Consider the following 13,854-nt stretch of genomic DNA (forward strand, 5'->3'; position numbering starts at 1 on the left):
TTTATCAAAAACAAGAGTCATGTGGCGACTCTTTTCTTGTTGCACTAACGTGCAGGTTAGCTGAAGAAGGATTTTTCTATTAAGATGAGATTATTAACAAATAAAACCAAAATGGAGAATTTTTAATGAAAAAAAGGTTAAGAAAGAAACTGTAAAAACTCAAACTAAAAGATAATGATATATTTCATCTTGCTTGTTACGGTGAAGCAGAGAAAATTCAAAAGTTAATAAATTCAGGTGTGGATATTAATAAAATAGATCTACGTGGTTATACGCCTCTTCATTGGGCGACACAAGAGGGGCATTTGGATGTCATTAAGTTACTTTTATCATCTGGTGCAGATATTAACGTAAAGGATGAACATGGATGTTCCCCTTTATACCAGGCTGCAGCAGAAGGAGATGAACAGATTGTTAATTACCTTATAAATAATGGAGCAGATATTGAAATCCAGACGTATGATCGAACTACTCCTTTGATAATTGCCAGTTGTTATGATCAGTTAGATACTGTTAAATTATTAGTACAAAAAGGTTCGAATATCAATGCACGTACAGATGATGGTAATACTGCATTATCCTATGCTGAAGAATATGGAAATACGGAGGTTGCTATCTTTCTAAAGAAACAAGGGGCTGAATAAGATATACCCTCTTCAACGGGTGCTTTTGTAGACGAATAATTAAAAGTAAAGAGCTAAAGTCTTATTACGCTAACTGTGCACGAGAAAGATCAGAGGTGTCGTTGCTGCAGCTTTTTGAATATTAAATAAAAGACCTATTTATTGGAGTGGGTGACAAATGGATGAGGATATGGGGGAAAAAGCTACTTTGGAGTGGTATGCAGTAAAATTAATTTACGAATTTGTAATAACAGGAGAACCTGATTCCTCAAAGATTGATAGAGATTACAAAAAAGAAAAACATTTTGAGGAAAGTATTATGCTTGTTAAAGCAGACTCCTTTGACGATGCGTATTCAATAGCTGAAGCGAAGGCAAAAGAAAAAGAATATGATTATATAAATCTTTATGGCGAAAAGGTAAATTATGTTTTTGCCGAGGCAATTGATTGCTTTCATTTAATTGATGAAGCCTTAGAAACAGGAACAGAATTGTATTCTCGTTTTTTAGATGTACCACAAGACCTTACAAGAGATGAATTTCTTGATCAATACTATCCTGAGACAATCAATGAGGATGACTAGACCTGAATTCAAATTCAAGTAACTGGTGCGATTGTTCAACAATCGCTTTCCTTGTTCCACTAACGAGCAGGTTTGTTGAATAAAAAAAAGAAGTTACTTACGAAAAAACAACCTTTTTTATAAAGGTTGCCTACATTTATCGATCTTGTTGAACTAACTGGTGCTTGAGTAGAAGATGGAGTTGCCAACGGCAACTCTTTTTTCGTCTATCAACTAACGGTCAGGTTAGTTCAATAAGGAAATGGTAAAATGAAAGAAAATACTGTAATGCAGGGAGGGTAATATGGTTATTCGTAAACTACATATAGATGAAGAACCTCCAATGGATTTGTTGTTATTAGCTGACCCTTCTAAAGTAATCGTTAAAGAATATATGCAAAGAGGGGAATGCTTTGTAGCCGAAACTGATGCTCAAATAATTGGGGTTTATGTACTACTGCCGACAAGACCTGAAACCGTAGAGCTGGTGAATATTGCAGTAATAGAAACCCAGCACGGTAAAGGCTTGGGGAAACAACTTGTAATAAATGCAATTCAAGTGGCTAAGTCAAAAGGATATAGAACAATAGAAATCGGAACCGGAAATTCAAGCATTTGACAATTAGCCCTTTATCAAAAATGTGGTTTTAGAATTACTGGTGTTGATATAGACTTTTTCATTAGGCACTATCAAGAAGAGATTTTTGAAAACGGGATACAATGCCGGGATATGGTTCGATTATCTCAAGATTTGTAGGTACAAAATGGAACTCCTTGTTGAACTAACGGGTGCTTAACTTCAACAGGAATCGCTACGGCTATCCTCTTTTTCTTGTGCTAAAGTGGCAGGTTAGCCGGAAGAAGGAATCGTAATACAAAGTAAAGAAATTACATATAAGCCGCCAATTTGGTGGCTTTTTTGTTATTGACGAAAGTGGCTGTTACTTAAAAAAATTATCTTAGAATCTCTCAATATCCTTATAATAAATATAAAAAAGCAGGAGTGTAACCAATGTTGTTTTTACAAAGAATTACTCTTTTGAGAGAAGAAGTTCACGATTTTAATATGTACCCATTCACTATTCCTGCTATAAGAGGAATAGATACATTGGACTTAGATAGTGAAGTAACATTTTTTGTAGGGGAAAATGGTTCTGGAAAATCTACTTTGCTTGAGGCAATTGCGTACAAGTGTGGCTTTAATACCGCTGGTGGAGGAAGAAACCATATATATGACTTAGACTCATCCGAAGCTGCTTTAGGAAATTACATTCGTTTGTCTTGGTTGCCAAAAATCAGTCAAGGCTTCTTTTTAAGGGCTGAAAGTTTTTATCATTTTGCTTCTTATCTTGATCAACTAGCCAAGGAAGATCCGACTATTTATCAAAGATATGGAGGCAGATCATTACACCACCAGTCCCACGGAGAATCCTTTTTATCGTTGTTTTTAAACCGTTTTTCTGATAGGGGCATTTATATATTAGATGAGCCAGAGGCAGCATTATCGCCAGCTCGCCTATTAGCATTGATGAGGGTTATTTTTCAATTGGTGAGTAGGGGAAATTCTCAATTTATCATTGCCACACATTCGCCTATTCTTCTGGGGTACCCAAACGCAAAAATCTTTAGTTTTGATTCCAAAGTAATTGAAAGTGTCAGATATGAAGACACAGAACAATATCAAATAACGAAGGGATTTTTAAATAGAAGGGAAAGGTACTTAGAAGAGTTGTTTTTAAATGACGAGGATTAATAAAAAGATAGCTTACTCAACTAACGGGTAGCTTATGTTAAAGATGGGGTTACGGAAAAGAGATCGCTGCTGCGGTCTTTTTCTTGTTGAACTAACTGGGCAGTTTAGTGGAAAAAGGTATTATCAAGACAATGGAGAATAAATACCTTAATCTTTTTTAGAAAGTGGGTGTAGAGATGACTTTAAATAACAAAATGATTCAATTTTCACTAATCGATATTATTGAAAGGAAAATACATTTTACTAAAACCAATACCATATTTGATAAAATTGAGTTTCAATATATCGATGAGGGTGAACTTCAGGCCTATAACGAAATGCTAGTGGATGTTAAGGATATGGACGAGGGCGAATTTCTAAACAAGTACCGAACTATCATAAACAAACTTGCAGTACAGTTTGAAAAAGAAGAATTTACGGATGAAAGACAGAGAGAAAAAATGTCGGATACAATAATGCAATAGTTTCCATTTTGGAGTGTATAAACCCTATATATAAATATGAATTAAATGATTAATCAACCTGAACGAATTGAGTTTGTGAAGAAATACACTTAAATTAATGGGGCAGGATGGTTGAAGAAGGTTTTCAATTGGAAAATGTAGAACTTTAATAGGTAACACTTAAAACCTGAGAGGGAATATATGAAAAATAAAGCAGTAGATAACTTTTTTAATTCAGCTATTCATTATTGCAACTTAGTTGAAAATTTTAATTCCAATCAGGAAAATGACAAATTAAACAATCTTGTTATTTCCCTATTAGACTTATATTCCAAAGCCTTGATTCTTCCGGATGTTGAACCTGAAAATGCAGATTCATATGACTTTAATTTAATTCTTCCTCAAATCAGCTTCGAACAATACGAGTATTACTGGGAAGTCTTTAACCCATACAACCTAGAGGAACCTGTCTGTGGCAGCTTAACGGATGACATCTTAGATATTTATAAGGATGTTAAGATAGGAATTTTTATGTATGAACAAAAAGAGCACATAGAGGCGATTTGGCATTGGAAATTTCATATTAAAGCTCACTGGGGGAGTCACGCTGTTGATGCAATACGTGCCCTGCATTCAGCGCATTTTATGTGACTCTTGTTTAGTACCAGGTAACAAGTTTAAGAAAAGTGATACAAACATATGGAACAATACAGTTATGAGGAATTTCTAGGGATTTAAATATGGGTAGGGAAATACAATTTCAAGGTATAGTGCTGAGGGGGAATTAGTATTAAGGTAAATGAAAGAACAGCAGTGATTAATGCAAAAGATGTTCCATACACACATATCGAAAATGGAAGCCAGACTGTTTGCTTTATGTTTTCTGGGATGGGTTACAAATATGATAAACCTATACTTTATTATTCAACAATGACAATGCTTCAGAATAACATTGATGTTGTTCATATTCATTACTCTTACGTGAAGGATATATTTAAGCTGCCATTAGAAGAAATAACAATAATGTTATCTAATGAGGTAAACTCCATTATTACCGAGGTACTTGAAAATAAGCAATATGAAGATAAGGTTTTTTTAGGTAAATCTCTTGGAACAATTCCTATTATCAATGGATTTATGAAAAATAATATGTTTATTAATGCTAAAATGGTGCTACTTACACCTTTATTAAAATTTGATTCAATTTTTGAGACGTTATTAACCAGTAATCATTCGGCATTTATTACTATAGGAGAAAATGACCCTCACTTCATTCCTGATAAAATCCAAGCAATTGAAAATAAAACAAACATAAAAATTCAAAAAGTGTCTAACGCTAATCACTCTTTAGATATTGAACCTTTTGATACCTTAATGTCTATTGGAGCTTAGGAAGAGGTAATGAGAAGTTTAGGTGAATTCTTAAAATAATAACTCTTGTTGAACTACCATGGAACAACGATTTAAATTCCATTTTTTGTGGTGCAGCACAGAGGGATCGCTGAGGCGTTCTATTCGCTTGTTGAGCTAACGTGGCAGTTTAACTCTTAAAAATGCAGAAATATTGGTAGAATAAAATAAACGTTTTAAAGAGGGAGTATATATGGATATAAAAATTCATAGTGATTTCACCAATGCGAATCTCGATGAAATAAAGGAAGTTTATGCTTCTGTTGGGTGGACTAAACATACAAATGAGATAATTAGAAAAGTATTCGAAGCAAGTAATGTCATAGCATTAGTTACAGTCAATGGTAGCATAGTTGGAATTGGTAGAGCGATGACAGATGGTATTTTTAATGCTGCGATTTATGATGTTGTGGTTCATCGAGACTTTCAAAGGCAAGGAATAGCTAAACAAATTATGGAGTTTTTACTTAATAAGCTAAGTAATGTTTCTTGTGTACATTTAATATCAACATCTAGTAATGAAGGATTTTATCGGAAACTTGGATTAAAAAAGCTGAAAACTGGAATGGCAAGGTACTTAAATCCAATGTTAAGTGATGAGTATTTAGAGTAACTATCCTTGTTCATCTAACTGGGCAGCATTTGAAGAAGGATTTACGTTCAGTGTTATAGAAATCTATTTAAAAGAGGTGCACTATGTTTAGTCAATCCCCTTTTATTTGTCGTGTCGAATGGGGAATTCGGGGTGCAAGAGAGGCCGCGGAACGTGGAGACATAATTATTATTGTAGATGTACTAAGTTTTTCATCAACCATCATTTCAGCTTTAAGTAATGGTGCAATTATATATCCGTATCCTCCGAATCTAGACGGAAAAAGATACGCAGAAACAGTTGGTGCTGAATACATTTTGGGAAGGGCTGAAGCTGCTAAAATAGGAAAACCAACTTTATCCCCTGTTTCATTTACACAAGAACACTCTAATAAAAAATATGTATTATCGTCTCTCAACGGGGCTTTCTGTTCCTGGATTGCATTTAAAGTTCCCGCCCTTTTAATTGGATCTCTTCTTAATGCTTCATCAGTAGCCTCCATTGCAAATCAGTTAAGAATAAAATTTAATACAAATATAACAGTTGTCCCCTGCGGTGAACAGTGGAATGATGTAAGGGATTATGATAATAGTCTCCGACCATCAATCGAGGATTATTTAGGTGCTGGTGCTATCCTTTCTTACTTATATGGTGAAAAATCACCAGAAGCAGAAGTATGTGTTGGTGCTTTTGAAAATACAAAAGAAAAAATCAACAAATTAATATGGGAATGTGGAAGTGGACGAGAATTACGTCAAAAAGGTTTTGAAGAAGATGTAAAGTATTGTAGTCGTTTAAATGTTTATGAAACAGTTCCAATATTATTTAATGACCATTTTGTCTCTGCACGTTTAGAAAAGTAAATTGAGTACTTTAATTAACGGGTGGTAGAGTTCAATATCAATATCTGCTTAATATACAACGCAGGACTCTTTGCTGGAATTACGTTTGAGAAATCCCTTATTGTTCTTCTATTTTCATGATTAGTTTATTTGCACCCCTTTAGTTTAATAAAACTAATTCCAAACACTTTCTCTTAAGGTAAAATTGAATTGATCAAAAATAAACAGCTGCCATAAGGGTGGCTTTTTTATTTGAGAGAGGATTGATTAAATTAAAAATTTTTTTGTAAAAAGCTCAAAATAGAACTTTAAAAAAATACGAATCGTCTAATTTTAAAAACGCAAGGAAAGTGAGGAGAAAAATGATTGATATGATAAATGACTCTAAAGCAGAACCTCTAAATTATTTAAATCGTGAAGAAAAGCTTAAATGGTTAATGAAGGCTTATGGCAATGATGTTATACGAATTGCCTATACTTATTTAAAACAAAAACAGTTGGCAGAGGATGTGGCACAAGATGTATTTATTAAGTGCTATGAAAAAATGGATACCTTTCGAAATGAGTCATCTTATAAAACGTGGCTAATACGAATCACTGTAAACAGATGTAAAGATGTATTAAAAAGTTGGTCTTATAAAAATTTATTGATAACAGACCTTTTTAAACCTAATCCATCAGCTTCTTCTCCCGATCATCAGATTTTGGAATATGAGGAAAATGAATTAATTTCAAAACAAGTACTAAAACTCCCCGTCAAATTAAGAGAAGTCCTTATTTTATATTATTATCAAGAATTTTCAATTGAGGAAGTCTCAACACTTTTAAACATTAACTCTAATACTGTTAAAACAAGATTGCATAGGGGGCGCAAAAAATTAAAAGAGTCAATCGAAGGAGCGTGGGCAGTTGATGGTAAATAAATTAGACAATTTAAAAGACAAAATGGATAAAACCATTTTGAGAGAAGTGTATTTTGACGATAAGCAATATCGACAAGTCATTAGCTCCATTAAAAACGGAAAATTTAAAAAGCAGGAGTTTCCTTTTAGAGATAAGTTTAATTCTGTACTCAGTTTTTCAATCATCTCTTTAATGTGTTTAGGAATCATATACTTTGTCGGAACGCAACTTAATTTATTTAACGACTCACAAAGGAAACAAGCTAGTGAGCCTACCCAAGAATCAACTAAAAAAGCCTCAAATCAGGAAACTATTTATACACCACCTAAACAGGAAGAAAATTATAAAGATATGACAAAAGAAGAGATTCTTACAAAAATGCTTAATACAGTTGCAAATTTTGAAACTGCAAAAGGTGAATTTAAAATAAAGGACGCGGATACTCTAGGAGAAAATTTAATAGAGTATGAACTTAGTTTAAACAATAAAGCTGGTAGTTATAGTAAAAATACTTTAATAACTGATGGAGCAGAAAAGGCAATAAGTTATTATTATAAAGATGGAACCAAATGGGTAATTGATGAAAACGATAGAATCTACGGGGAAGGGACATATCAGCAAGAAACAAAAGGAACACAATCTAAAACTTTAACCATTAAGGACGCATTTTTGGTAAATAGTGAGGGATTTACCGTATCAGATAATTTGGAAAGACCTTATATGGGGGAGGCACAATTTTCACTATATCCTTTTTATGGAGTTGCTTCTGATTATATAAGAAACTTAAATTCCTGGGATATTGAAAAACAAAATGAAGAACTATTAGGACATAATACACTTGTTATTAAAGGAAAAATAAACATAAGAGATCGAAAGTCTTTTCGTTTTTGGGTAGATAAGGATACAGGAATTTTGGTAAAGTATGAGACCTATAATTCCGCTGGAAAAGTAGTCGATTATTTATATCCTTCGAAACTTGAAATTAACGTCCCGATTGATAGTACAAAATTCAAACCCAATTTAGCAGGGTTAACAAAGATGGACAACAGCAAACCAAGAATAAACACTGGAGACGTAGACCAATCAATTCCTGAAGAATTAAAAATGCAATGGGATGAAGCTTAGAAGAAACCCAACAAAACTACCCTCTTACATCTAGATGATAATTGGTACATCTATGTTGAGAAAGGGTACACTATAGATAGAATTGATGCTAATGGTAAGGAAGGAAAATTATATTTAGCAAAAGAATATCTTCCCCCTCAAAAAAAACAATTTAATTTTCGTGCTATAGCAGAGGGCTACAAGGTGGACAATCTTGAAATTGTTTATGAATAATTTGTAGAAAAGCGATATCTATGCTTGGGTTATTTTTATTAAGGATACATGCATAAAGTGGAGGTTGGGGTATGATTAAAACGGATAGTAGGCTATTAGAAATATATGTCGGATGGAAAGATAAGTTAGATAAAGATGAATGGTATTTTAGTAATTCCTTCGAATCAATATCAAAACGAGATGGACTTTTTCCAAATAACCTGGCAGGATGATAAACATGTTACGATTAGTACAAGAGAATACAATAAAAATGAGGCAGTCAACCAAACGAAAATTGAATTCAAATAAGAAGAATGGATCGATTCCTTCCCTAAAATTTAAGATTACAACAGGATTACTTAGGTGATCCTGTTTTTTCGTGATAGAACTAAAGGCTCATGTAATAAAAAAAATAATAAATCATGCCTATGGAATCAAAAGGAATATCAAAAATTATAAAGAATTATTTATTATTGAAATTGGAAGCGGTGATACAAATGCAGCCAAATGTAAGGTTGATAAAAAAAGATGAATTAGAACAACTCCTCGAACTCTATACTCATTTACATCGTAATGACCCTATCTTAAGGGATAACACAGAAATAAAGGCTTTGTGGGAGCAGATATATAATGATAAAAATAACCACTACATAGTGGTTGAACATGAAGGGCAAATTGTGGCTTCCTGTGTTTTAGTTATCATACAAAATTTAACTAGGAATGCCAGCCCATATGGCTTAATTGAAAACGTAGTAACACATAAGGACTTCAGAAGAAGAGGTTTTGGAAAAACAACACTTTTGGAAGCTTTAAAAATTGCTAAAGAACAAAATTGTTATAAAGTAATGCTCCTAACAGGTTCGAAGGAAGAGGGTATATTGAACTTTTATGAGAATGTCGGGTTTACCAGAGGAGTTAAAACAGACTTTATTGCTAAACCTTAATAAATGTACTAGTTGATCTTTCTGGAAAAATGCATAGGAACTAATAAAAAGGTAGGTATTGTAAGACCACTAATCGAGTGCTTACTCTGTATAAGATAATACTGTAATCAGAAGAATAATTCTTCAAATACACTAACGGTTGGTTATATCGAATAGTCAGGTAAATAATAGATTCGAGTTGAGGGATCGCATGAAAAGAATTTTTAAATTTAATTTTATATTACTTATAGCAGTTTTTATCGTACATTGTATTTTTGATTATACTAGGCACCATTCAATTTCTTGGACTGAAAATTTTATAGAATCATTGTATTTTGTTGTGTTCTGTGGAATTTTATCATGGATTTTTCAAAGTTAAAATAAAAAAATTATTAAATTTATCTGAGGGGGCTCTTTTTTGAAGCGAGCTTTATATGCCGGACTATCTGTTGGAATATTGGTATTAATTATTGGTCGCCTAACCCCAGAATCAAACGCCAAACAAATTATTATGCCTATTGTTGTAGGGGTTTGTGTTTTGGTAGCTGGTGTAATTAATATAAAATACAAGAATAAATAGTAAGAGGATTATTTAGGGTGTCGCGGCAGCCTATTTCTTATTCTACAAAAGGGGGAGGATTAGCAATGAGGGCACCATATCAGGTATTGATATTTCCATATATAATAACTAACCAATCAATCCAATATGCGATTTTTAACAGAAGTGATTACGGGTATTGGCAAGGAATAGCTGGTGGTGGAGAAGATGGTGAAACGCCTATCAAATCTGCAAAACGGGAAGCATTTGAAGAGGCTGGGATTTCAAAAGAATGTCCATATATTAAACTGGATTCTGTGGCCTCACTACCAGTAGAGGATGTTGTTGGAAATTTCCTTTGGGGGGAAGAGGTTTATATAATAAAAGAATATTCTTTTGGTGTTAAAGTTCCTACAAAAGATATTTCATTATCAAAGGAACACCTCAACTATAAATGGTTATCTTTTGCAGATGCAGAAACACTTTTGAAGTGGGATAGCAATAAAACTGCATTGTGGGAATTAAACAAAAGGCTATTAAAACAATTAAAATGTTAGTGGTTATTATAATCCTAAGGACAGTCGGAAAAGACGATCTTTTTGTGCGCCACTAAACAGAATCGTAGAAATTTTTTTCTCCGTGCATAAGATTTGAAGGAATGTACTTAAAGTAACGTGGCAGGGTCGTGATTGAAGGAGATTGGCTTATTAGCATAGAATTTAAGAGTGAGTATAAGATTGTTCACCTGAATATTTCCTTGGAGGGTACCATGGAGAACGTACTAGGAAAGGTTACATGCTTTATTACTAGAAAAAAAGATAACAATCAAGAACTTCTTCTTATTCAGCATCCAAATTCAGGTATTCAATTACCAGCTGGTACAGTCGAAATAAATGAGGACTTTTATCAAGCTGCTATTAGAGAAGCGAGGGAAGAAACTGGTCTTAGAGAATTTTTTCATGTAAAATTATCGGAAAGCAAGAACAAAATTTAGAAGGAAAGTACATCATTTACGAAAAGGCAAAAATATATTCAAGACCAGTCATGTCAAGTTTCCAATGGGCAGATATAAGAAGAGGTATTACTGTCCTTTATGAGCGTAGTCAAGGACAATTTGTGCAAATTTCTTATAAAGAAGGAGATAAATTTCCAGAACCCAATTACATTACATATCAAATAACTGGTTGGACGGAAAAATCGAATTTAGCATCAAAAGTAACAAGACAATTTTATCATCTCCAATCAAATAGTCAGCTGGATGAATGGGAAATAGAGACAGATAATCACAACTTTAAATTATTTTGGTCTCCATTAGACAACCTGCCCCAGATTGTTTCTCCTCAAAACGAGTGGCTTGATTATTTATTAAATGTGATGAACAATTTGGTTTAAGATTATTCACTGACAATATACCACCTTCTTCAATGAAATATTCTAGGTAAACGCTTATTGTAGTAACGAGTCCAAGAGTTAAGATTGGGATGACTACGGCGATCCCTTTTTATTGCACTAACTGGGCAGGTCTTTTAATGGGTTGTATCAACTAAATGTTTAAAAAACTTATTTGCTGCCACTGACAAAGGAATCTCTTGTCTTGTTATTAGCCCAATTTTTCTGTTTTCTATTTTTTCATTTAAACACACTTCAAATAATTCCCCTTCAGATAATTCTTTCAAAACCAATTCTTTAGTGACAAATGCAATCCCCATTCCAATTTTTGCACATTCAATTAACAATTCAACACTACCAACTTCAATATCAGGTTTTACTTCCAATCCTTTTCTATAAAACACTTGATTAAGAAATCTCCTTGAACTGCTTGTTTCAGAGAAAGAGATTATTGGGTAATTCAACATCTCTTCAAGAGAAACTGATTTTTTAGCCAACCCGTGATATTTTTTTCCCACTATAAAGGTACTGCTTATACTTAAATAATCGGTTACTTTTATTTGATTTTCGTCAATTGGTAAATGAATAACACCAATATCAATAAGTCCATTGATTAATTTGTCTATTATCTGTGGTGTCGAGCCATGTTGCAGCTTAATCTGAATTTCTGGAAAAAGGTCTTGAAATGTTTGTATATGTGGTAGCAAAAAATGTTTACATGTTGAATCACTACCACCAATTGAAACATGGCCACTTTTTAAACTCTTTAACTCTGAAATCTTTTGTTCAGCATTATCAATTAATCCAAAAGCTGGGCTAATATATCCAAATAGAGTTTCACCCTCATGTGTCATTGTAACGCCTTTTGAGGTTCTAACAAATAATTGAATCCCAAGGCTTTCTTCCAACTGTTTGATTGCATGACTAACGCTTGGTTGTGTTATATATAACTTTTTTGCGGCTTTACTGAAGTTCTTTTCCAAAGCCGTAACATAAAAAACACGATACAAATCTAATTGCATGATATAGATACCACCTATAACTGTTATGGATTATATTAATTTCATTTATATCCTAATCGTAATTATAATAAAGATACAGAAAATAAAAAGTAATTTTGTTAATAAGGGGAGTTCGGTATTGAAAAGGTATAATTTTGATGAAAAAGCCCGTAGCCCATGGACACCATTAAAAGGTGTAAATACTATAAGTGTATCACCAAGTAAAAGGAGAATAGATGGGACAATTACTATTCCTGGGAGCAAAAGTTTCACTAATAGAGCACTAATTATTAGTGCTTTAGCTAATGGTAAGTCAAAAGTGAAAGGTATTTTAAGAAGCGATGATTCGTTTTGGTGTTTAGATTCCTTGAAAAAGTTGGGTGTAAATATAGAAATCCAGGGTGAGACAGTTATCATTGAGGGAAATGACGGCAAATGGGAATCAGGTAATTTGTATATTGGTGCGGCTGGAACTATTGCACGATTTTTGCCTGGAGCGTTAGTAGTTTCTGGTGAAGGGACATGGGAATTAGAAGCCAGTGAAAGTATGAGTAAACGACCTGTTGCACCCTTAGTAGATGCATTAAGGGAACTTGGTGCTGAAATAACATATCTAAGTAATGAAGGTTACTATCCCTTGGTAGTACAAGGAAAAGAATTAACTGGAGGTGCGGTTAGCCTTTCGGGTAATATTTCTAGTCAGTTTATAAGTGGTCTATTGATTGCAGCACCTTATTTAAAAGATACGCTCACGGTCAATATTAAGGATCATATAGTTCAGCATTCATATGTACTTTTAACTTTAGAATTAATGAAAAAATTTGGTGCAAAAGTTCAATATGATAACCAACTAAAGAAAATAGTAGTATACCCTTCGAGGTACACTCCGCAAGATGTAAATTTAGAAGCGGATGTTTCAACTGCTTGTTACTTTCTAGCCCTTGCAGCAGTGACAAATGGTAGAATCCGAATTGATAATTTAACTTATGAAACAAAACAACCAGATATTAAAATGGTTCATGTCCTTGAACAAATGGGATGTAAAGTAACAAAGGGTTCGTCTTTCATTGAATTAGAGGGGGTAACCCAATTAAAAGGTGGGTTTGAAATCTCTATGAGGGAGATGTCTGATCAGACATTAACGTTAGCAGCAATTGCTCCATTCGCAGATGGACCAATAACCATTAAAGATGTTGAACATATTCGTCATCATGAATCGAATCGAATTAGTGTAATATGCGAATCACTCTCTAGGTTAGACATTAAAGTGGAGGAATTTAAAGATGGACTAAAAATTTATCCAGGTAACCCGAAACCAACTTTACTAAATACGCATGATGATCATAGAGTTGCAATGTCATTAGCACTTATCGGTTCAAGAGTTGATGGGATACAAATAAATGATCCAGGATGTGTTTCTAAAACTTGTCCTCAGTATTTTGCGTTGTTGGAAAGCTTAGGTTTAAACATAATTCAACATTAAATAATATCCGATGGCGATTCTTCAGAAGATGGTCGCCTTTTTCTATACCATAAATTATATTGTGAAAAAATGTAC

Annotated in this window: 18 protein-coding genes and 1 pseudogene; 18 read left to right on the top strand and 1 reads right to left on the bottom strand. The window is 33.4% G+C overall.

Features of this window, described 5'->3' with window-relative positions:
* The first annotated feature begins 179 nt into the window (after positions 1-179).
* From ACZ9EE_RS00550 to ACZ9EE_RS00630, 17 genes and pseudogenes are all read left to right on the top strand, one after another.
* Positions 180-644: an ankyrin repeat domain-containing protein gene (locus tag ACZ9EE_RS00550; protein ID WP_476025038.1), complete on the top strand. Its 465-nt coding sequence runs from the start codon at positions 180-182 to the stop codon at positions 642-644.
* Between the two features lie 157 nt (positions 645-801).
* A complete protein-coding gene (locus tag ACZ9EE_RS00555; protein ID WP_476024746.1) occupies positions 802-1,206 on the top strand; it encodes a DUF4288 domain-containing protein in 405 nt (134 codons plus the stop codon).
* Positions 1,207-1,489: 283 nt separating this feature from the next.
* Positions 1,490-1,942, top strand: a pseudogene (locus ACZ9EE_RS00560) (GNAT family N-acetyltransferase).
* A 258-nt stretch (positions 1,943-2,200) separates the two neighbouring features.
* A complete protein-coding gene (locus tag ACZ9EE_RS00565; protein ID WP_476025039.1) occupies positions 2,201-2,938 on the top strand; it encodes an AAA family ATPase in 738 nt (245 codons plus the stop codon).
* A gap of 176 nt (positions 2,939-3,114) precedes the next feature.
* Positions 3,115-3,402 carry a hypothetical protein gene (locus ACZ9EE_RS00570; protein ID WP_476024747.1) on the top strand — a complete coding sequence of 96 codons (288 nt, stop codon included), beginning with the start codon at positions 3,115-3,117 and terminating at the stop codon, positions 3,400-3,402.
* A 180-nt stretch (positions 3,403-3,582) separates the two neighbouring features.
* Entirely contained in the window at positions 3,583-4,032 is a 450-nt protein-coding gene (locus ACZ9EE_RS00575; RefSeq protein WP_476024748.1) for a DUF5063 domain-containing protein, read from the top strand.
* Positions 4,033-4,170: 138 nt separating this feature from the next.
* The gene (locus tag ACZ9EE_RS00580; RefSeq protein WP_476025040.1) at positions 4,171-4,773 is read left to right on the top strand and encodes an alpha/beta hydrolase; all 603 of its coding nucleotides are present in this window, start codon (positions 4,171-4,173) and stop codon (positions 4,771-4,773) included.
* A gap of 211 nt (positions 4,774-4,984) precedes the next feature.
* Complete coding sequence (locus tag ACZ9EE_RS00585) at positions 4,985-5,404, top strand: GNAT family N-acetyltransferase (protein ID WP_476024749.1); 420 nt, start codon at positions 4,985-4,987, stop codon at positions 5,402-5,404.
* Between the two features lie 83 nt (positions 5,405-5,487).
* Positions 5,488-6,246, top strand: coding sequence for a 2-phosphosulfolactate phosphatase (locus ACZ9EE_RS00590; RefSeq protein WP_476024750.1), 759 nt, complete (start codon positions 5,488-5,490; stop codon positions 6,244-6,246).
* Between the two features lie 341 nt (positions 6,247-6,587).
* Positions 6,588-7,148 (top strand): sigma-70 family RNA polymerase sigma factor, encoded by a 561-nt coding sequence (locus ACZ9EE_RS00595; protein WP_476024751.1) that lies wholly within the window; start codon positions 6,588-6,590, stop codon positions 7,146-7,148.
* A complete protein-coding gene (locus ACZ9EE_RS00600) occupies positions 7,138-8,253 on the top strand; it encodes a sigma-E factor regulatory protein RseB domain-containing protein (protein WP_476025041.1) in 1,116 nt (371 codons plus the stop codon). Before ACZ9EE_RS00595 ends, ACZ9EE_RS00600 begins: the two co-directional genes overlap by 11 nt.
* Positions 8,254-8,601: 348 nt before the next feature.
* A complete protein-coding gene (locus ACZ9EE_RS00605; protein ID WP_476024752.1) occupies positions 8,602-8,754 on the top strand; it encodes a hypothetical protein in 153 nt (50 codons plus the stop codon).
* 119 nt (positions 8,755-8,873) lie between these two features.
* Positions 8,874-9,389, top strand: coding sequence for a GNAT family N-acetyltransferase (locus ACZ9EE_RS00610; protein WP_476024753.1), 516 nt, complete (start codon positions 8,874-8,876; stop codon positions 9,387-9,389).
* A 397-nt stretch (positions 9,390-9,786) separates the two neighbouring features.
* Positions 9,787-9,948: a hypothetical protein gene (locus ACZ9EE_RS00615; protein ID WP_476024754.1), complete on the top strand. Its 162-nt coding sequence runs from the start codon at positions 9,787-9,789 to the stop codon at positions 9,946-9,948.
* Between the two features lie 65 nt (positions 9,949-10,013).
* Complete coding sequence (locus tag ACZ9EE_RS00620; RefSeq protein WP_476024755.1) at positions 10,014-10,463, top strand: NUDIX hydrolase; 450 nt, start codon at positions 10,014-10,016, stop codon at positions 10,461-10,463.
* A gap of 212 nt (positions 10,464-10,675) precedes the next feature.
* A complete protein-coding gene (locus tag ACZ9EE_RS00625; protein ID WP_476024756.1) occupies positions 10,676-10,900 on the top strand; it encodes an NUDIX domain-containing protein in 225 nt (74 codons plus the stop codon).
* Positions 10,901-10,950: 50 nt separating this feature from the next.
* Positions 10,951-11,298: an NUDIX hydrolase gene (locus ACZ9EE_RS00630; RefSeq protein WP_476024757.1), complete on the top strand. Its 348-nt coding sequence runs from the start codon at positions 10,951-10,953 to the stop codon at positions 11,296-11,298.
* A gap of 134 nt (positions 11,299-11,432) precedes the next feature.
* On the opposite strand, the gene ACZ9EE_RS00635 is transcribed toward ACZ9EE_RS00630, so the two are convergent.
* Positions 11,433-12,317 (bottom strand): LysR family transcriptional regulator, encoded by an 885-nt coding sequence (locus ACZ9EE_RS00635; protein ID WP_476024758.1) that lies wholly within the window; start codon positions 12,315-12,317, stop codon positions 11,433-11,435.
* Between the two features lie 118 nt (positions 12,318-12,435).
* Between ACZ9EE_RS00635 and aroA the strand changes: the two genes are divergently transcribed.
* Positions 12,436-13,779, top strand: a complete 1,344-nt coding sequence (aroA, locus tag ACZ9EE_RS00640) for a 3-phosphoshikimate 1-carboxyvinyltransferase (protein ID WP_476024759.1) — start codon at positions 12,436-12,438, stop codon at positions 13,777-13,779.
* The last annotated feature ends 75 nt before the right edge of the window (positions 13,780-13,854 follow it).

Source organism: Bacillus sp. URHA0034 (assembly GCF_056280405.1).